This is a genomic window from Schnuerera sp. xch1 (genome assembly GCF_019931165.1).
GTDB lineage: Bacteria > Bacillota > Clostridia > Tissierellales > Tepidimicrobiaceae > JAIOUP01.
Map to the genome: position 1 here is coordinate 122,253 of NZ_JAIOUP010000001.1, position 19,616 is coordinate 141,868.

Annotated in this window: 21 protein-coding genes; all 21 read left to right on the plus strand. The window is 27.1% G+C overall.

Annotated features, from left to right (window positions below; genetic code table 11):
• Positions 1-5 precede the first annotated feature (5 nt).
• Entirely contained in the window at positions 6-1,694 is a 1,689-nt protein-coding gene (gene recN / locus K8M07_RS00660; protein ID WP_223375864.1) for a DNA repair protein RecN, read from the plus strand.
• A gap of 241 nt (positions 1,695-1,935) precedes the next feature.
• Positions 1,936-3,249 (plus strand): SpoIVB peptidase, encoded by a 1,314-nt coding sequence (gene spoIVB, locus K8M07_RS00665; protein WP_223375865.1) that lies wholly within the window; start codon positions 1,936-1,938, stop codon positions 3,247-3,249.
• A gap of 138 nt (positions 3,250-3,387) precedes the next feature.
• A complete protein-coding gene (gene spo0A, locus K8M07_RS00670; protein ID WP_223375866.1) occupies positions 3,388-4,209 on the plus strand; it encodes a sporulation transcription factor Spo0A in 822 nt (273 codons plus the stop codon).
• A 146-nt stretch (positions 4,210-4,355) separates the two neighbouring features.
• Entirely contained in the window at positions 4,356-5,474 is a 1,119-nt protein-coding gene (gene steA / locus K8M07_RS00675) for a putative cytokinetic ring protein SteA (protein ID WP_223375867.1), read from the plus strand.
• 13 nt (positions 5,475-5,487) lie between these two features.
• Positions 5,488-6,387: a copper transporter gene (locus K8M07_RS00680; RefSeq protein ID WP_223375868.1), complete on the plus strand. Its 900-nt coding sequence runs from the start codon at positions 5,488-5,490 to the stop codon at positions 6,385-6,387.
• 1 nt (position 6,388) lies between these two features.
• On the plus strand, positions 6,389-7,078 hold the full coding sequence (locus K8M07_RS00685; protein ID WP_223375869.1) for a glycosyltransferase family 2 protein: 690 nt from the start codon (positions 6,389-6,391) through the stop codon (positions 7,076-7,078).
• 4 nt (positions 7,079-7,082) lie between these two features.
• On the plus strand, positions 7,083-7,898 hold the full coding sequence (locus K8M07_RS00690) for a phospho-N-acetylmuramoyl-pentapeptide-transferase (RefSeq protein ID WP_223375870.1): 816 nt from the start codon (positions 7,083-7,085) through the stop codon (positions 7,896-7,898).
• Positions 7,899-7,901: 3 nt separating this feature from the next.
• The gene (locus tag K8M07_RS00695) at positions 7,902-8,999 is read left to right on the plus strand and encodes a DUF3866 family protein (protein WP_223375871.1); all 1,098 of its coding nucleotides are present in this window, start codon (positions 7,902-7,904) and stop codon (positions 8,997-8,999) included.
• Positions 8,999-9,541, plus strand: a complete 543-nt coding sequence (locus K8M07_RS00700; protein WP_223375872.1) for an NUDIX hydrolase — start codon at positions 8,999-9,001, stop codon at positions 9,539-9,541. The genes K8M07_RS00695 and K8M07_RS00700 overlap by 1 nt, the downstream gene beginning before the upstream one ends.
• 74 nt (positions 9,542-9,615) lie before the next feature.
• On the plus strand, positions 9,616-10,251 hold the full coding sequence (gene spoIIM, locus K8M07_RS00705) for a stage II sporulation protein M (protein ID WP_223375873.1): 636 nt from the start codon (positions 9,616-9,618) through the stop codon (positions 10,249-10,251).
• 29 nt (positions 10,252-10,280) lie between these two features.
• Positions 10,281-11,174, plus strand: coding sequence for a site-specific tyrosine recombinase XerD (gene xerD, locus K8M07_RS00710; protein WP_223375874.1), 894 nt, complete (start codon positions 10,281-10,283; stop codon positions 11,172-11,174).
• Between the two features lie 49 nt (positions 11,175-11,223).
• Positions 11,224-12,549: a pyrimidine-nucleoside phosphorylase gene (locus K8M07_RS00715; RefSeq protein WP_223375875.1), complete on the plus strand. Its 1,326-nt coding sequence runs from the start codon at positions 11,224-11,226 to the stop codon at positions 12,547-12,549.
• A 163-nt stretch (positions 12,550-12,712) separates the two neighbouring features.
• Positions 12,713-13,867, plus strand: coding sequence for a D-alanyl-D-alanine carboxypeptidase family protein (locus K8M07_RS00720; protein ID WP_223375876.1), 1,155 nt, complete (start codon positions 12,713-12,715; stop codon positions 13,865-13,867).
• A 119-nt stretch (positions 13,868-13,986) separates the two neighbouring features.
• Complete coding sequence (locus tag K8M07_RS00725; protein WP_223375877.1) at positions 13,987-14,580, plus strand: site-2 protease family protein; 594 nt, start codon at positions 13,987-13,989, stop codon at positions 14,578-14,580.
• Positions 14,581-14,596: 16 nt separating this feature from the next.
• Positions 14,597-15,358, plus strand: a complete 762-nt coding sequence (locus K8M07_RS00730) for a segregation and condensation protein A (protein ID WP_223375878.1) — start codon at positions 14,597-14,599, stop codon at positions 15,356-15,358.
• On the plus strand, positions 15,351-15,899 hold the full coding sequence (gene scpB, locus K8M07_RS00735) for an SMC-Scp complex subunit ScpB (protein WP_223375879.1): 549 nt from the start codon (positions 15,351-15,353) through the stop codon (positions 15,897-15,899). The genes K8M07_RS00730 and scpB overlap by 8 nt, the downstream gene beginning before the upstream one ends.
• 80 nt (positions 15,900-15,979) lie before the next feature.
• Positions 15,980-16,543: a DUF2953 domain-containing protein gene (locus K8M07_RS00740; protein WP_223375880.1), complete on the plus strand. Its 564-nt coding sequence runs from the start codon at positions 15,980-15,982 to the stop codon at positions 16,541-16,543.
• Positions 16,497-16,940 carry a GerW family sporulation protein gene (gene ytfJ / locus K8M07_RS00745; protein WP_223375881.1) on the plus strand — a complete coding sequence of 148 codons (444 nt, stop codon included), beginning with the start codon at positions 16,497-16,499 and terminating at the stop codon, positions 16,938-16,940. The genes K8M07_RS00740 and ytfJ overlap by 47 nt, the downstream gene beginning before the upstream one ends.
• A gap of 54 nt (positions 16,941-16,994) precedes the next feature.
• Positions 16,995-18,092, plus strand: a complete 1,098-nt coding sequence (locus K8M07_RS00750; RefSeq protein ID WP_223375882.1) for a D-alanyl-D-alanine carboxypeptidase family protein — start codon at positions 16,995-16,997, stop codon at positions 18,090-18,092.
• Between the two features lie 110 nt (positions 18,093-18,202).
• Positions 18,203-18,910 carry a pseudouridine synthase gene (locus K8M07_RS00755; protein WP_223375883.1) on the plus strand — a complete coding sequence of 236 codons (708 nt, stop codon included), beginning with the start codon at positions 18,203-18,205 and terminating at the stop codon, positions 18,908-18,910.
• Between the two features lie 123 nt (positions 18,911-19,033).
• Positions 19,034-19,603 carry a class I SAM-dependent methyltransferase gene (locus K8M07_RS00760; protein ID WP_223375884.1) on the plus strand — a complete coding sequence of 190 codons (570 nt, stop codon included), beginning with the start codon at positions 19,034-19,036 and terminating at the stop codon, positions 19,601-19,603.
• Positions 19,604-19,616: the final 13 nt, after the last annotated feature.

Here is a 19,616-nt window from a genome sequence, read left to right on the forward strand (position 1 = left end):
TAAATATGATAGTTGAGTTAAAAATAAGTAACTTTGCTATTATTGATAATTTGAAAATCAACTTTGAAAAAGGTTTTAACGTACTTACAGGAGAAACTGGTGCAGGAAAGTCCATAATAATTGAAGGAATTGGCATGCTCTTAGGACAAAGAGCAAGTAGAGATTTAATAAGAACAGGAAAAGAAAAAGCAATTTTAGAAGGAGTTTTTTATTTAGAAAATCCAGTGAGAGTTAATAGGATTCTAAAAGAATACGGAATTGATATAGATCCAGATAACAATATAGTCATTTCAAGAGAAATACATAAAAGTGGAAGAACTATATCTAGAGTAAATGGAAGATCTATTACATTAACTACATTAAATAATATAACCTCTAATTTAATAGATATTCACGGTCAGTATGAGCATCAGTCCTTACTAAACGTAAATAATCATATAATGTTGGTAGATGCTTTTGGAGATGTTAAATTAAGGATGTTATTGGATGACATTAAAGAGATGTATAAAAAAATACAAATAGAAAAGGAAAAACTTAAAGAGTTATCGTTAAATACTATTGATAAGGAACGTGAAATCGATTTATTAAAGTATCAATTAGATGAAATTGATTCTGTTAATTTATCAAAATTTAAAGAGGAAGAGGTTATTAATGAGTACAATAAATTAGATAATATTAAAGAAATAGGATATACTCTAAGTGAAGTATTAAATATTATAAATAGTGAGGATTATAATGAGTTTGTGATTCTTAATTGTATAAATAAATGTATAACAAAAATGAATAAGATAAAAGAATATGATGATAATTTAAAACAATATAATGATTTATTAGAATCTATAGGCTTTGAATTGCAAGATTTATCAAGAAGTATAATGGATTATTTAGATAATTTAGAAATAGATGAAAATAGATTTAAGTTTTTAAAAGATAGAATTGATTCAATAAACAAATTAAAGAAAAAATATGGTAATACTATTGAAGACATAATAAATTATAGAAATTTAATTGAAAATAAACTTAGAACTTTATTGGATAATGAAAAGATAATAAACAAAATAAATGATAATATTGATTTAATTGAAAAAAAACTATATGAATACTGTTCAAAGCTAACAGGTTTAAGAAAAAAATTAAGTAAAAAAATTGAATTATTAGTAACTAAAGAATTAAGAGAATTGAATATGAATAATGTATCCTTTAAGATAAATTTTAATAAACTTGATTATTTTACACCACGAGGTTGGGATGAAATGGAATTTTTAATTTCCACAAATGAGGGTGAAGATATGAAACCTTTATCAAAAATTGTATCTGGAGGAGAAATGTCAAGAATCATGTTGGCTTTTAAGAGAATATTAGCTGAATATGATAATATACCATGTTTAATTTTTGATGAAATTGATTCTGGTATAAGTGGAAGAACTGCTCAAATAGTAGGAGAGAAGATAAAAAAAATTTCACAAAATCATCAAGTTATTTGCATATCGCATTTGCCACAAATTGCTGCTCTTGGAGATGCTCATTTTGTTCTTGAAAAATTTACTAATAAAGGTAAAACTAAAACAAATATAAAAAAACTAGATTACAAACAAAGAATAGAAGAATTATCAAGATTGTTAGGTGGAGTAAATCTTACAAATACAACTAAACTTCATGCAAAAGAAATGTTGGATATGTCTAAAAAATTATAATTAAATAAGATAAATATACAATATTATAGAATTTTGTAATTAATTTAGTTTCAAAAAGGCTTTATATACTTTCAGTATATAAAGCCTTTTTGTTATGTTTTTTACCAATATGTAATTAGCTTTACATATTATAAATAAATTATTAAAGAATAAATAACGCAAAAAAAGGCTAAATTATATTTACGAAAAAATATTTTGGAGGTGAATATTTTAGAGGTAAAATCAGAGGAGTGATTGTACTTTGAACAAATATAAAAAATATAGAAAATTATTTTCTTTATTATTATTAATATTTACTTTTTTTTATGTAATACAAATTGCAAGTATGTTTTATTATCCTGCTGAAATAAAAATTGCAAAAGGTGAAGATAAAAATATTGATATTTTACTTCCTTTTTCTTTAAATGTTTCTAACAATGAGGATACAATAGTACAATCAACTTATAATCAGTATTCTAATAAAAGCTTTAAAAAAAGTTATAAAATTGACGGTATAGACGCAGGAGAAGCAGTATTTGAATTAAAGCTATTAGGATTAATACCAGTTAAAAAATTTGATGTCAATGTAGTTAATAGACAAGAATTAATACCTGGAGGGAATGCAATAGGTGTAAGATTGAATACTAAAGGTGTCTTAGTTGTTGCAGTAACAGATGTTTTAGGAGTAAATGGGAGCAGGTATAATCCAGCTAAAGAAGCTGGAATAAAACCAGGAGATAGTATTTTAGAAATAAATACTATTAAAGTTAAAGATGCTCAACATGTAGTTAAATTATTAAATAAAATAAAAGATGAAAAAGTTAAAATTTTGTTAGATAGAAATAATATAAAGTATGAAATAGAGGTAACCCCAATAAAAAGCATGCAAGATAACTGCTATCGATTAGGTATTTGGGTAAGAGATAAAACAGCTGGAATAGGAACATTGACTTTTTATGACACCAACAATAAAGTCTTTGGTGCTTTAGGGCACGGAATAACAGATATGGATACTGGCAATCTATTAAATGTCAAATATGGAAAAATATTAAATGCAAAAATTTCAAATATCGAACAAGGGAAAAAAGGAAGTCCTGGTGAAATAAGAGGAGTCTTTTATGAAACTGAAAATGAGTTAGGACAAATAATTAAAAATTCTCCGTATGGTATATTTGGAGAAATTACAGATGAATTTATTGAATCAAATAATACGAAACCAATACCAATTGGTTTTAAAGAAGAAGTAAAAGAAGGGAAAGCTCATATTTTGACAACAATTGATGACAATAAGATAGATAAATTTGAAATTGAAATAGTGAAATTACAGTCCCAATTATATCCAGATCAAAAAAGCATGACAATAAAAATAACAGATAAAAGGTTGCTAAAAAAAACCGGAGGAATAGTTCAAGGTATGAGTGGAAGCCCGATAATCCAAGATGGAAAGCTAATAGGAGCAATAACTCATGTATTCATAAATGATCCTAGCAAAGGATATGGAATTTATATTGAATGGATGTTAGATCAAATAAAATCTAGCTACCAAGTCAATGAAGAACTTTGTAAACAATCCTAAAAGATAGGCTTAAGCCTATCTTTTTCTTTTTTTAAAGAAAAATTAAAAAAATTTATAAAAATAGCAGGAAACTGGAATTGCTTGTCGAATAGTAAATAATATACTAATAAATAAATAGAAATTAGGGGGGTAGTTCAATTGGGGAAAAAGAAAGTGTTGATTGCTGATGATAATAGGGAATTTTGTGAAATATTAAGTAAATTTTTAATGATGGAAAGAGATTTTGAAATAATAGGTATTGCTAAAGATGGATTAGAAGCTATAGATAGGATAAAAGAGGAAAATCCAGATATTTTAATATTAGATATCATAATGCCTCATTTAGATGGTTTAGGCGTATTGGAATCATTAAATAAACTCCAATTAGACAAAATGCCAAAAATTATTATCTTATCAGCAGTAGGACAAGATCAAATTACTCAGAGAGCAATCGAATTAGGTGCGGATTATTATGTTGTTAAGCCCTTTGATTTTAAAATTTTCATAAAAAGGCTTAAACAAATAGTATTAAGGGAGAACACAAAAAATTCATCTAATAAAAATGATTATGTTCAGATACCAAAGACACCCGAATTAAAATCATCTAGTTCAAAAAGAAGTTTAGAAGCAAAAATTACAAATATTATTCATGAAATAGGGGTTCCTGCCCATATAAAAGGTTATCTCTATCTTAGAGAAGCAATATTAATGGTAATTCAAGATATAGAATTATTAGGAGCAGTTACTAAAGAATTATATCCAAATATAGCTAATAAATACAATACTACACCTAGTAGAGTTGAAAGGGCAATAAGACATGCTATCGAAGTAGCTTGGACTAGAGGGAAAATAGACACTATTGATAAAATTTTTGGTTATACGGTTAATAACAATAAAGGGAAACCTACAAACAGCGAATTTATAGCAATGGTATCTGATAAGTTAAGATTAGAAATGGAGATGATGGAAAGCAATGTTTAACAAAGGCCCTACAAAGAGGTACCTCTTTGCAGGGCTAAAATATTGTTTTTATATAATTTATATTGTGTTATAATAGGTCCAAAGGCTTTTGCTAGAATACTTATATTTAGGAAAATAAAACAGTAGATAAAGTTGGAGGATTTAACATGCATTTAAAAGGAATAGTAAAAAAAGATAAAAAAACTAAAGATTTAATTAAAAGACTTAAACCAGGAGAAATAGCGTTGATTAATCATAAGGATTTAGATGAAATTGCTGCTTTATCATTAGTTGGTAAAAAAGTAAAATGTGTAATTAATGTAAATAAAACTATAAGTGGTAGATATCCAAATCAAGGACCTTCTGTATTAGTAGAAGCAAATATACCAATTTTAGAAGCAAATGAGAATTTATTTAATGAAGTAAATGATGGAGAAATTATCGAGATAATTGATAATGCTATAATATATAATGGTCAAAAAATAGATGATTGTAAACATCTAGATGAAAATAAAATTGAAAAACTTTTAAATATTGGATATGATAATTTAGAGGAAGAATTAGAAAATTTTATTGAGAATACACTTAACTATGCAAAAAAAGAAAAAGGACTTGTAACTGGGAAGATACAGATATCTAAAACAAAAACTAAAATGAATGGAAAACATGTATTAGTAGTAGTAAGAGGAAAAGATTATAAAGCTGATTTAGAGGCTATAAAATCCTATATAAGTGAAATGAAACCTATTTTAATAGGAGTTGACGGTGGTGCTGATGCATTATTAGATTCAGGATATAAACCTGATATAATTGTTGGAGATATGGATAGTGTATCTGACAAATGTTTAAAAATGACGAATGAAATTATTGTTCATGCATATCCAGATGGAAGAGCACCTGGGTTAAAAAGGGTTAAGAACTTGGGATTAAAAGCTCAAATATTTCCAGCTCCAGGTACTAGTGAAGATATTGCATTTCTACTTGCTTATGCGAATGGTGCTGACTTAATAGTAGCTGTAGGTACGCATACAAATATGATAGACTTTTTAGAAAAAGGTAGAAAAGGAATGTCAAGTACTTTTTTAGTTAGATTAAAAGTAGGACCAAAACTTGTAGACGCTAAGGGTGTAAACAAGCTATACCATAGTTCTTTTAAATTAAAATATGTTATTGGAATTGCAATTGCAGCGTTAATACCTATTTTAATAATAACTTTTAGACATCCATTATTTAGAGATATAATTATATTATTTAAAATTAGAATTAAAATGATGTTAGGATTATAAAGGAGGAGTACCTTTGATACCAAATATGAAGTTTTATGTAATATCAATTGTTGCTTTATTTGCGGCACTAGGGATCGGAATATATATTGGATTTACTTTAGATGCTCAAAATTTAATTGATGAACAAAAGGAAAGTATTGTAGATGAAATTGAAAAGAGATTTGATTTTTTAAGTAAAGAAAATAATGAATTAAAACAGTCTTTAGATGAGGTAGAAGCTGAAAATGATAATTATAAGTACTTTATAGACTCTACTTATCAAGAAACAATTAAAAACAAATTACTTGATACTAAAGTTGCGATTATTGAGACTAAAAGTGATTATATGTATTCAGGAATTGGTCAAGTATTAGATATGTCTGGTGCTGATGTAGTTAATGTAACAACTATTTCTGATAAATTTTTAAATAAAGATTTATTAATGGAATTATATAATAAATTAAATATACAAGTACCGAAGGATAATTTGACAGAAAACACTATAATTAAATTAACAGAGGCAATTATAAAAGGTGAACCTACTGCACTAGTAACTAAGTTAATAGATGATGAATTTATAGATTTAGTAGGACTTGTTAATGAGGATATTGATTATATAATTATTGCTGGTGGAAGCACAACCGAAGAAGAGGAAAGAATAAATTTAATAGATAAAACAATAGTTAATATTTCAAAAGATATGTCAGTGCCAATAATTGGGGTTGAAAAATCAAGAAGCAATTATTCTTATATGGAAGCATATAAAGAACTTGGAATTAGTACAGTTGATAATATAGATACAACTATTGGAAAAGTTTCTTTGATATTAGCCATGGAAGGTAGACCAGGTCATTATGGTACAAGTCAAACAGCAGAACAGTTAATACCAAAATTGAATTTACCATTAGTAGAATATTTTGAGGAGAGCGAATAAAATGAGATATGGAAAGGTTTTAATAGTTGTACCCGTTTATAACGAGGAAGATTTGATTACACAAACTATAGATGGTTTAAAAAAGATAGATTTAATAGATGAAATTGTAATAATAAACGATGGTTCTACTGATAATACAGCCAGAGTTTTAGATGAACTAGATGTCAATGTGATTTCATTGGAAGAAAATCATGGTAAAGGTTATGCTATGAAAAAAGCTATAGAGGTAATGGATTATGATTATATTGGATTTGTAGATGGTGATCTTGGATTGACTAGTTCGGAGATTGAAAAATTAATTTATCCTGTAGTTTATAATAATGTGGATTTTACTATAGCAAAATTTCCTGAAAGATCAATTAAAACAAATTCAAAAGGTGGATTTGGTTTAGTAAAAGGGCTAGCTAAAATGGGAGTATATTTATATACAAATAAGAAAATGGATACTTCGTTATCAGGACAAAGAATATATAAAAAAGAAGTTATTGATGCTATTGAATATATTCCTATACACTATGGAATAGAAGTAGCTATGACAATACAAGCTTTAAAGAATGGTTTTACATTTGAAGAAATTCCTGTTAATATGACTCATAGATATTCTGAAAGATCATTAGAAGGATTTAGGCATAGAGGGAATCAATTCTTAGATATATTAAAAACATTAATTGTGATGTTGTTTAGAAGGTGAGATAATGAATTATTTAAATATTTTAGTTTTCATTAGTGGTATCGTATTGTCATCTATAGCTGTACCAATGATTTTGAACATGCTATTGAAAAGTGATACAGTAAATAATAATTATAAAAATGAAAAAATTCCTATTTGCATGGGGTTATTATTCATATTTATCCAGATTATTAACATATCAGTTATTTTTCTTATTAGAGGATCAAGCAATAACTATATTTTATATTATTTATTTGCATTTACTTTGATAGGAATGGTAGGATTATTAGATGACTTAGTTGGTGATAAAGAAATAAAGGGATTAAAAGGACATATAAAATCATTTTTTAAAGGTAAGCTTACTACAGGTGGAATAAAAGCAGGTATTGGTTTCTTTATATCGGTATTTATTTCAATTATTTTATCTCAAAACTTAATGGAAATTGTTATTAATACCTTACTTATGGCCTTGTTTACTAATTTAACTAATTTATTTGATTTAAGACCTGGAAGAACAATTAAGGTATTTATTTTAATTTCAACAATAATGTTATTTACTAGTATTGTAAAGACATATGATTTTATTTTATATTCTTTTTATGGTATATTAATTGTATATTTTCCATTGGATTTAAAAGCAAAGGTAATGATGGGAGATGTAGGCTCAAATGTGATGGGCATTACCTTAGGAATATTTTGTGCATATACTCAAAACATTATTATGAAATCAGTTTATTTAATAATATTAATTATTATACACATAATTGCTGAAAGATTTTCTTTTTCCGAGATTATAAATAATAATAAAATACTAAAATTTTTAGATAATTTAGGAAGATAGGGGATGGTTAACCTGTTAAGTTATAGAAAAGCGAGGGTAGTTGAAATTGAAAAAGAAGAACAAAATATTTCTTGGGTAAAAGTGGAGACTGATAAAAATATTTCTAAAGCTATAAATTACAATGATATAACTGGTACAATTAATGTAGATGATGTAGTTATTGTAAACACTACTGCAGTTGAGTTATCTTTAGGTACTGGAGGATTTCACTTTGTTATTCATAACTATAGCAATGAATATAAGAAACTTGAAGGTAAAGGACATATTATGAAATTAAGATATACACCTTTGCAAATAAAGTGTTTAGCGGCTGAGGAGGAAGATAGTAAATATTTTCAGTTTTTTAAAAACTTTACATCCTTGGATAACCATATTTGTATTATTGGAACATTGCATAGTATGTTAGCTCCCATTGTTTCTAGTTTAAAATGGTTTGATAAAAATATTAATGTAAATTATATTATGACTGACGGTGGATCTTTACCTTTACATTTTAGTAATACGGTACGGACATTAAAAGAAAAAAAATTATTAAACAATACAATTTCAATCGGTCATGCTTTTGGTGGTGACTTAGAGTGTACTAATATTTATACTGGTTTAATTGCTGCAAAAGAGATATTAAAAGGGAATGTTACAGTAATTACTATGGGACCAGGTATAGTAGGCACAGGAACAAAATATGGGTTTAGTGGAATAGAGCAAGGGCAAATAGTTGATGCGGTAAATACTTTAGGAGGTAATCCAATTATTGTACCGCGAATTAGTTTTAAAGACCCAAGAGAAAGACATATTGGAATAAGTCATCATACTAGGACAGTTTTATCAGAAATAGCTCAGACGGCTGGGAAAGTGATAATACCAACATTAGAAGAAGATAAGCTAAACATAATTAAAAAACAAATACAGAAGCTGAAGATTCATAAAAAGCATCAAATTATCTATGAAAAAGGGGATAACATAATTGATGCTATGAATCACTTCAACTTAAAAGTCACAACGATGGGAAGAAATTATGAAAAAGACAAGGAGTTCTTTCTAACATTAGGGGCAGTAGGTTCTTATGTAATAAAGGAGCTAAATAGGGGAGGAATATATTAATGAAATATAAAGAGAAGACTATGAAGTCAGATAGAATTTATGAGGGTAAAATTGTTAATTTAAGAATAGATACTGTTGAAATACCAGATAAAAAATATTCTAAAAGAGAAATAGTTGAACATCCAGGTGCAGTAGGAATAATTCCTATAACAGATGATGGTTATATAATATTGGTAAAACAATTTAGAAAATCTGTAGAAAAAGTTCTATTAGAAATACCAGCAGGGAAAATTGAAATCAATGAAGAACCTAAAGAAACTGCATTACGTGAGTTAAGTGAAGAAACAGGATACAATGCAAATGGTATGGAATACTTATTTGAATTTTATACTTCACCAGGATTTTCAAATGAAAAGGTATATCTATTTTTAGCTACTGAATTAATACAAGGGGAAGCAGATCCGGAAGTTGATGAATATATAGAGGTGGAAAAATTTAAAATTGAAGATTTAGTAGATATGGTTCATAGAGGTGAAATAAATGACAGTAAGACAATAATTGCTATATTTTATGCTGAAAAGTATTTTAAACAGAATAAATAAGAAAGTGATAATATCTTCCTTTAAAGCATATTATTTCTTATAAGGCTTGTATGAACTGAAGGGAGGATTTATCATTGCCCAAAAAAATTAAAAGATGGTTGTTCAAGCATTTTCAGAATAACTTCATAATGTATTTTATTATTTCGATCACTTTTGCTATTGGAATAATAGTAGGTGCTATTACTATAAAAATGTTAGGTGCTGAAGAAAAGAATGAGATAATGTTATTCTTAAATTCTTTCTTTAAAGCTGTAGATAATAATGATTTAAATAACATGTCAATTTTCAAGCAATCAATACTAGACAATTTTGAAGCTATTATAATGATTTGGATATCTAGCATTATATATATAGGTATATTTATTGTGCCTATTATTATATTATTTAGAGGATTTGCTTTAGGGTTCTCTGTCGGGTTTTTCGTCTGTGAATATGGAATAAAAGGTTTTTTATTTTCTATTTTAGGAATTTTCCCTCAAAATTTACTTATTATTCCTGGAATGATTTCAATTGCTTCTATGGGGATGGCATTTTCATTTAATCGTATTAAAATAAGAAAATTACGTATGAGAAATAAAAATACAACTTCTAATATTGTTGATTACTCTATTTCAATACTAATATTTTCAATATTAGTATTTATAGGTTGTTTAATTGAAGCTTATCTGGCACCAACTTTCCTAACGTTGTTAACGGATTATTTAAATTGATAAACGAACTTTAAAAAAGGAGAAATAATATGTCAGAATTAATTTTGGATAAGTATATAAGCTATATAAAAAATGAAAAAGAATTAACATCTAATACTCTAGAAGCTTATATGACTGATTTAAAACAATTTAAAGATTACTTAACTGAAAACAATATAGATAAGCTTAAAGATGTAAATAAAACTATTATAATTAAGTACCTAATGTATCTACAAAAAAGTGGGAAGGCTACTTCTACTATTGCAAGACGTTTAGCATCTATCAGATGTTTTTATCAATATTTGTTGAATCATAGTTTAATAAAAGAAGATCCGACTCATAATTTGCGTTCACCAAGATGTGAGAGGAAATTACCCGATATATTAACTAAAAATGAAGTTGATATATTATTATCTCAACCTTCGGAAGATAATTTTAAAGGCGTTAGAGATAAGGCTATGCTAGAATTATTGTATGCCACAGGAATTAGAGTTTCAGAATTAATTGCCTTAAATATGGACAATCTTAACACTAAATTAGGATATTTGTGTCTCGAAGAAGGTAATCAAATTAGTAGAATAGTACCTATTAGCAATATAGCATTAAAACATTTAACAAATTACATAGATAATTACAGAAAAAAGGTCTTAAAAGCTGAACAAAAAAATATATTATTTCTGAATTATAGCGGAAATAGATTGACTAGACAAGGATTTTGGAAAATAGTTAGGAAATATAGTAAAAAAGCAAACATCAATAAAAAAATAACACCGCATACGTTAAGACACTCTTTTGCTGTTCATTTATTACAAACTGGTGCTGATGTAAGAATGGTGCAGGAAATTCTTGGTCATTCAAATATTTCTACTACACAAATATATTCTCTTACTGATGATACTAAAAAACTTAAGGATATATATAAAAAACTGCATCCTAGAAAATAATTTTAAATTATAGTTTATATATTTTAAATACATGATAGGAGTGAATGTTATGAGAATGTATAATATTATTAAGAAAAAAAGAGATGGAAGAGAATTGAGTAAGGAAGAGATAGATTATTTTGTAGAGAATTATGTCAATGGCCAAATACCTGATTATCAAGTATCAGCACTATTAATGGCTATTTATTTTAATAAAATGACTGCTAGGGAAACTATTGATTTAACAAAATCTATGATAAATTCAGGAGATACTGTTGATTTATCAAAGATAGATGGTATAAAAGTTGATAAACATTCAACTGGTGGGGTAGGGGATACGATATCTTTGATATTAGGGCCTATGGTAGCAGCTTGTGGTGTTCCTTTTGTAAAAATGTCAGGAAGGGGTTTAGGACATACAGGTGGAACTTTAGATAAATTAGAATCAATAAATAATTTGAGAGTTGAACTTACCACAGAAGAATTTTTAAGTAATGTTAATAAAATCAATATAGCTATATGTAGTCAAACTGCAAATATTACACCGGCGGATAAAAAAATATATTCTTTAAGAGACGTTACAGCAACAGTTGATAATTTGTCTTTGATTGCTAGTAGCATAATGAGTAAAAAACTTGCTATAGGATCTGATGCTATTATTCTGGATGTAAAAGTTGGCAGTGGTGCTTTCATGAAAAAAGTAGAAGATGCATTAGACTTATCACGAGAAATGGTACGTATAGGTACTAGTTATGGAAGAGAGACGATAGCATTAATTAGTAATATGAATGAACCATTAGGTAAGGCTATTGGTAATACTTTGGAAGTTAAAGAAGCTATAGAAACATTGAAAGGAAATGGGCCAGATGATTTATATGAATTAAGTTTACGATTAGGAACAAAATTATTACTACTGGCTAAAAAAGTAAACAGTGAAAAAGAAGGAAGAATATTACTAGAGGAAGCCATAAAGTCCAATGCAGCTTATAACAAATTGATTGAATTAGTCGAACATCAAGGAGGAGACATTGAGCAAATTAAGAATCCTGAACTACTTCCTAAAGCAAATTATATTATTGAGGTAAAAAGTAAAAAAGAAGGCTATGTAAAATCAATAGATGCTGAAAGAATTGGGCAATGTGCACTAAAATTAGGTGCAGGAAGAAAAAAATTAGATTCAAAGATTGATTATTCAGCAGGAATTATATTAAACAAAAAAGTTAATGATAAAGTAATGATTAATGAAACATTAGCATTTCTTCATGCTAATAATATTAAAAAAGCAAAGGAAGTAGAAGAGGAACTTAAAGATATCTTTGATATAGGAGATAAAAATGAGAAATGTAAAAAAATAGTATATGGTTTAGTAACGAAAGACCGTACCGAATTATATTAATTATAAAAATTATTTTAAAAGCACTTTACAATTTAAATTGTAAAGTGCTTTTAAAATAATAAATAATATAATTATAAATTTATTACTTTTAATCATTATATTAGTATAACTAAAGATGTAATGGATAATATAAAAGTAAATGATTTGAATGGGAGGAAGTATAATGAATAAAAAATTAGTTTCAATAATCTTACTTATAATCATTAGTTTTTCTATACCAGTGAATAGTTTTGCCGAAGGGCAACTTAATATTGACGCTAAATCTGCAATACTAGTTGATTACTATACAGGAGAGGTAATTTATGAACAAAATTCTGATGAAGCATTACCACCTGCTAGTATAACTAAAATTATGACTCTTTTACTTGGTATGGAAGCTTTAGAATCAGGGAAAATATCATTGTCTGATGAAGTTAGAATTAGTGCTCGTGCTGCAAGCATGGGAGGAAGCCAATTATGGTTAGAAGAAGGAGAAATGCAAACAGTAGAAAACCTGTTTAAGGCTATTACCATTAGGTCAGCTAATGATGCTTCTGTAGCTTTAGCAGAACATATAGCTGGAAGCGAAGAAGTTTTTGTTAAAATGATGAATGAAAAAGCTAAGGAATTAGGTATGACTAATACTAATTTTATGAATGCATCAGGATTACCACATGAAAAGCATTATACATCAGCATATGATGTAGCATTAATGTCAATAGAACTATTGAAACATAAAAATATTCATGAATTGCTTACTACTTATATGGATGAAATGTTAGTAGGGAAGAAAAAGGATAAGGTACAGAGTTTAGTTAATACTAACAGACTTATTAAAGAATATAATGGAACCACTGGAATAAAAACAGGATCTACAAATGAAGCCGGATTTTGTCTTTCGGCATCGGCTAAGAGAGATAATCTGCAATTGATTTCTGTTGTGTTGGGAAGTGAAACTTCAAAAATCAGATTTGAAGAGAGTATGAAACTTTTGGACTATGGATTTGCTAATTATGATTCTATAGCTATAGGAAGAAAAGGAGATGTTATAGATAGAGTTTTAGTATATAAAGGAGATGCTCAATATACAGAAGCAGTTTTAGAAAGAGATAGTTTCTTACTTTTACCTAAAGGGAGTACAGGAAATGTTACAAAAGAAATAGTACTTCCTGACTTTATAGAAAGTCCAATAGAAGAAGGGGAAGAAATAGGGCAATTAATTATAAAGGTTGATGGCAAGGAAATGGATAGAGTTAAATTAGTATCAATAAAAAGGGTAGGAAAAGCGACACTTAAAGAAATGTTTAAAAAGACATTGAAAAATTTTTTAATTAATTAACAATATTATAATTTAATTTGTATTTCTCTTTAAAAAGTTATAAAATAATGTATAGATTATAGGCCTCGACTATTAAGTCGAGGTTATAATAATTAAAAGCAGAAAGAGGTATCAATAATATGGGTATTGATTTTTTATTAAAGCTACCTGGTCTTTTAACAGCTATAGTAATTCATGAGTTTTCTCATGGGTTTGTAGCTTATCAACTTGGCGATAATACGGCTAAAAAGGCTGGTAGATTATCTTTAAATCCTCTAAAACATATAGATATAGTTGGTTTTATTTTTTTATTAATATTTAAGTTTGGATGGGCCAAGCCTGTTCCAATAAATTCTACTAACTTTAAAAATAGAAAAAGAGATACATTACTTGTGTCTTTAGCTGGTCCTTTTTCTAATTTTGTAATAGCTGTAATTGTTGGGTTTATTATATATTCTGGTATTATTCTAAATAATTTGCTGTATAATGTTTTATCGATTATGTTATTATATAATGTCATGCTTGGAATTTTTAATTTATTACCTCTTCCTCCATTAGACGGATCAAAAATTTTGGCTAGTTTATTACCAGTTAAACTTGAATATTTTATTTATAAAAATGAAAAATACTTATATTTAATTTTAATTTTATTGATATTAACAGATACAATAAACAAGATATTAAACCCAATTATTAATTTTAGTTTAAATATATTGATCAAAATAATTAGTTGAACAGAGGTTTTCTGCTATGGAATATAAAATTGTATTAGAAACATTTGAAGGGCCAATGGATTTATTACTTCATCTGATTGACAAGGCTCAGATTGACATTTATGATATACCTATAAATGAAGTAACTGAACAATATTTAGATTATTTAACAAAAATGGAAGAGTTAGATTTAGAAATAACGAGTGAATTTCTAGTAATGGCTGCAACCTTATTGGAGATAAAATCTAAATTATTATTACCTCAAGTCAAAAACAAAGATAGTGGTGATCAATTGGAAATGGATGAAGCTGATCCTAGGTTAGAATTAGTAAAAAGATTAGTAGAATATAAGAAATATAAATATGCTTCATCAAAATTAAGAAATTTTGAAGAAGTTCAGAATAAGGTTTATTACAAACCAAAAGAAGATCTTTCATATTTTATCGATGATACTATTGTATTAGATGATATTGATTTAAAAGAATTAGTAATAGCATTTAGGAACCTAATGATAGAAAACAAGGAAAATGAAAACATGTTTAAAGTAAATGAAATAGAAAGAAAAGAGTATTCTTTAGATGAATGCATTATTAATATGAAAAAAAAATTAAATGAAAAGAAAATAATTAAGTTTAGGCACCTATTTAAATCTAGATCCAATAGGAAAGAGATAGTTATTACATTTTTATCATTATTAGAACTTATTAGAAATAAATATGTCATAATATATCAAGAAAACAACTTTTCTGATATAATTATTAAAAAGATAAACGAAGAAGGTGAGGGAATCAATGAATGATAAAGAAATAAGATCTATAGTCGAAGCCCTATTATTTATTTGGGGAGATCCCTTGTCTTTAAAGGATATTTCTAAAATTTTGGAGATAGAAGAACATCATGTAAAAAAGATTTTAGATCAAATGATGGATGAATTTAATTATAATAGAAGAGGCTTAAAAATAGTGCGTACAAAGAATAATTATCAATTAACTACAAGACCTGAACATTATCAATGGATAAGCAAATTATCTCAAGAAAAAAATAAGAAGAATCTTTCTACCGCTGCTTTAGAGACATTATCAATTATTGCATATAAACAACCAATAACAAAGAGTGAGATAGGAGCAATTAGGGGCGTTAGATCTGATAAAGCTATAGAGACTTTGCTTAATAAAGATTTGATCAAAGAAAAAGGTAGATTAGATAGAACTGGTCGTCCAATAATATATGGTACTACTGATGAATTTCTTAAATATTTTGGTCTTGACGATTTAGATGATTTACCGGATATTAATAATTTTGATATAGAAAGTACAGAAATCGAAAGAAAGGGAGAATAATACATTTTAATGTATTATTCTCCCTTTCTTATGGAAAGATATTGATAGCATATAATTTAATCAGATAATGAGGTGGACTAATGAAATGGTTATTGATATTAATACCTACTATCTTTATAACTCTTATATATTCACCAGTTAAATTTAATATTTTTTATAAAGTAAGCAATGGATATGATAAACTTAAAATTTCTACTTCTTATTTATTTGGATTGTTCAAACCTGAATTTCAACCGTTTAAAAAAAAAGGAAATGAAAATGAATCATCTCCAATAATTAGATATTTTTGGTATGAAGAATTGATTAAATACACATGTAATAGAATGATTATTGAATATATAAATTGGGAAACTACAATAGGATATTCTGACCCATTTTATTTGAGTATAATTTATGGAAGTATTTGGTGGCTAAAAGGTATTATTATTAGTATATTGATGTCAAATAAAGATATTCAACAGATAGATACGAATGTAATTCCTATTTATGATAAGAATCAATTTGATATGAGATTTAATTGCATAATAAAAATAAGAATGGTTTATATTATAACTATATGGATTTGGTTTTTAAAAATATATAAAGGCGGTGAAAAAATTGACAGATCATCCAATAGAAGGCTTAATGAAAACTACAATGAATAGTCTAAAAGAGATGGTAGATGTGAATACTATTATTGGTGATCCAGTACAATCTCCAGATGGATTAGTCATTATTCCAGTATCGAAGATATCATTCGGCTTTGCATCAGGAGGAAGTGAATTTAATGAAAAGAAAGGTTCTAAAGACCAAGAAATGTCGGAAAACAAACTTCCTTTTGGTGGTGGAAGTGGAGCAGGAGTTTCAGTTCAACCTGTTGGATTTATAGTAGCAGGTAACAATCAGATAAAATTATTAACAGTAGATGAAGGAAATACAGCATTAAGTAATTTATTTGATTTTATGTGTAAAGTAACCGATAATATCCAACAAACTATGAACAAAGAAAAGAAAAATAAGAATAATGAAAATATAGATAAAAATAATGATAGTATGAGTTAAGAAGCAGAAATTTTCTGCTTCTACTGTTTTATAATGGAAGGAGGTCTTTAATTGATGAAAAAAGTTATTTTAATTATTTTTGTTATTCTTATATTAACTAATGATTATTCTTATTCTGATTCTGAGGAATTGATTATTAATGCAGAAAGTGCTATATTAATGGATGCTCAATCTAAAAGAATATTATTAGAATATAATCCACACTTAAAATTACCTATGGCAAGTACAACGAAAATAATGACTGCTCTAGTTGCATTAAATAATGGTAATCTAGAGGATAAAATAAAAATCGAAAAAGATATTATAGGTATTGAAGGATCAAGTATATATTTACAGGATGGAGAAATTATTACTCTAGAAGACTTATTATATGGTTTAATGCTAAGGTCTGGTAACGATTCTGCTATGGCTATAGCAAATTATATTGGAAGTAATCTAGATAAGTTTATATATATGATGAATAGTATGGCGAAAGAAATTGGTGCTAATAATACGAATTTTATGAATCCCCATGGATTACATGATGATAGTCATTATACAACGGCATACGATCTTGCGTTGATTACGAGTAAAGCTATGGAGAACGAAAAGTTTAAAGAAATTACGAGTTCTAAAGTATGGAAAGCTAATAGGGAAAAGAACAATATATTTTACAATAAAAATAAAACCTTATGGGAATACGAAGGAGGGGATGGAGTAAAAACTGGCTATACAACAAAATCAGGTAGATGTTTAGTTACTAGTGCTACTAGAGATGATACTCAGCTAATTGCAGTAGTCTTAAATGATGCAGATTGGTTTGATGATTGCTATAAACTCATGGATTATGGATTTAAAAACTACCGAGCTTATGTAATATTTGAAAAAGGACAATTTTTTAAAAATATTCATGTTAATAATGGACAAAAAGAATCTGTTCCAGTAGTTGCTAAAAATTCTTTTCGGTATCCATTAAAAGAAGATGAGCTAAAAAAGATAAAAATTAATTTAGAGTTACCTAAAACAATAAACGCTCCAATTAAAAAAGCCAGTACCGTTGGCCGTATTACAGTTTATTTGAATGGAAGAATTATTCATGAAGGAGAAATAATTACAAAAGAGAATATTGATAAAGTTGGGATTTTAAAAAGAGTTATAGAAAAATTAAAATAATAAAGCTTTAAAGCTTTATTATTTTTATGAAAAAATAATAAATATATATTGATTTACAATTGGGGTTAAAAAGACTATCATATAGTATAAAGGCAATAGGAGGAAAATATATGAGATTACAAAAATATATAGCACATTCTGGAGTAACGTCGAGAAGAAAAGCGGAAGAAATGATTTTACAATCTAGAGTAAAGGTGAATGGTTTTATTGTCAAAAAACTTGGGACGAAGGTTGATCCTGAAAAAGATTTAATTGAAGTTGATAATAAACGGATTGAACTTGCAAGTAAGAAATTATACATAATGTTGAACAAGCCAGAAGGATATGTTACTACATTAAAAGATGAACATAATAAAAAAGTAGTATTAGATCTTATTGATAATATTAAAGAGAGAATTTTTCCAATAGGAAGGCTTGATAAAGATACTACTGGGCTACTTATAATGACTAATGATGGTGATTTAACTTATAAATTAACACATCCTAGTCATGAAGTTTGGAAAAAATATTTAGCATTGGTTGATGGAATCCCAAATCATAAAGAAATACAGAAGTTAAAGAAAGGTGTTAAAATTGATGGGAGATTAACTAGCAAAGCTAAAGTAAAAATGATAAAGATTTATAATGATTCTTCTGTTTTAGAAATTTCTATACATGAAGGAAGAAATAGACAAGTTAGAAAGATGTGTAAATGTATTGGACATCCAATTAGAAAACTTAAAAGGATTTCTATTGGAGAATTAAAATTAAATGATTTAGAAATAGGAGAATGGAGACATCTGACTGAAAAAGAAATAAAGTATTTAAAAACACTTTAGCAATATAATTTATATATTGTTATAATAAATATGATATTAGTATAGAAAATAATTTAATAAATGATATAGTTATCTAAATAGAGATTATATAAAAATAGAATTTATGTATAAAGTGGTGATGAATTGAGTTTTAAATATTTTATTAATGCAGTGGAAGTTGCAAAAAAAATTATGAATTATCATGTACAAAAAGGAAGCAAAGTTCTAGACTGTACCGTAGGGAATGGAAATGATACTTTGCTCTTGGCAAAGTTAGTTGGAAAAAGTGGTAAGGTTTATGGTTTTGATATACAATCTATAGCCCTTAATATTACTATGGAAAAGTTAAGGAAAAAAGGGTTAAATGATAGAGTAGTACTTGTGAATGATGGACATGAAAAAGTTGATGATTATATCAACGAAAAATTAAATTTTGTGATTTATAATTTAGGATATATACCGAGAGGGAATAAGAAGATAAAAACAAGAGCTGATATTACCTTAGAAAGTATAAAAAAATCATTAATGCTTTTAAAAAATAATGGGTTACTTTTAGTAACTTGTTATACTGGACATGAAGGCGGTTTTGAGGAATGGAATACAGTAAAACATTTTTTTCAATCGTTAAATCAAAAAGAGTATAATATTTTAGAATTCAACTTTATAAATCAAAAAAATAATCCACCAATACTTTATTGTGTGGAAAAAATATGATAAGGGAGGGGCA

What these genes read in the sequence shown, in the direction of transcription:
- recN (WP_223375864.1), top strand. Translation starts at nt 6, where the DNA reads ATGATAGTTGAGTTAAAAATAAGTAACTTTGCTATTATTGATAATTTG.
- steA (WP_223375867.1), top strand. Translation starts at nt 4,356, where the DNA reads ATGCATTTAAAAGGAATAGTAAAAAAAGATAAAAAAACTAAAGATTTA.
- K8M07_RS00685 (WP_223375869.1), top strand. Translation starts at nt 6,389, where the DNA reads ATGAGATATGGAAAGGTTTTAATAGTTGTACCCGTTTATAACGAGGAA.
- K8M07_RS00690 (WP_223375870.1), top strand. Translation starts at nt 7,083, where the DNA reads ATGAATTATTTAAATATTTTAGTTTTCATTAGTGGTATCGTATTGTCA.
- K8M07_RS00695 (WP_223375871.1), top strand. Translation starts at nt 7,902, where the DNA reads ATGGTTAACCTGTTAAGTTATAGAAAAGCGAGGGTAGTTGAAATTGAA.
- K8M07_RS00700 (WP_223375872.1), top strand. Translation starts at nt 8,999, where the DNA reads ATGAAATATAAAGAGAAGACTATGAAGTCAGATAGAATTTATGAGGGT.
- xerD (WP_223375874.1), top strand. Translation starts at nt 10,281, where the DNA reads ATGTCAGAATTAATTTTGGATAAGTATATAAGCTATATAAAAAATGAA.
- K8M07_RS00715 (WP_223375875.1), top strand. Translation starts at nt 11,224, where the DNA reads ATGAGAATGTATAATATTATTAAGAAAAAAAGAGATGGAAGAGAATTG.
- K8M07_RS00720 (WP_223375876.1), top strand. Translation starts at nt 12,713, where the DNA reads ATGAATAAAAAATTAGTTTCAATAATCTTACTTATAATCATTAGTTTT.
- K8M07_RS00725 (WP_223375877.1), top strand. Translation starts at nt 13,987, where the DNA reads ATGGGTATTGATTTTTTATTAAAGCTACCTGGTCTTTTAACAGCTATA.
- K8M07_RS00730 (WP_223375878.1), top strand. Translation starts at nt 14,597, where the DNA reads ATGGAATATAAAATTGTATTAGAAACATTTGAAGGGCCAATGGATTTA.
- scpB (WP_223375879.1), top strand. Translation starts at nt 15,351, where the DNA reads ATGAATGATAAAGAAATAAGATCTATAGTCGAAGCCCTATTATTTATT.
- K8M07_RS00740 (WP_223375880.1), top strand. Translation starts at nt 15,980, where the DNA reads ATGAAATGGTTATTGATATTAATACCTACTATCTTTATAACTCTTATA.
- K8M07_RS00750 (WP_223375882.1), top strand. Translation starts at nt 16,995, where the DNA reads ATGAAAAAAGTTATTTTAATTATTTTTGTTATTCTTATATTAACTAAT.
- K8M07_RS00755 (WP_223375883.1), top strand. Translation starts at nt 18,203, where the DNA reads ATGAGATTACAAAAATATATAGCACATTCTGGAGTAACGTCGAGAAGA.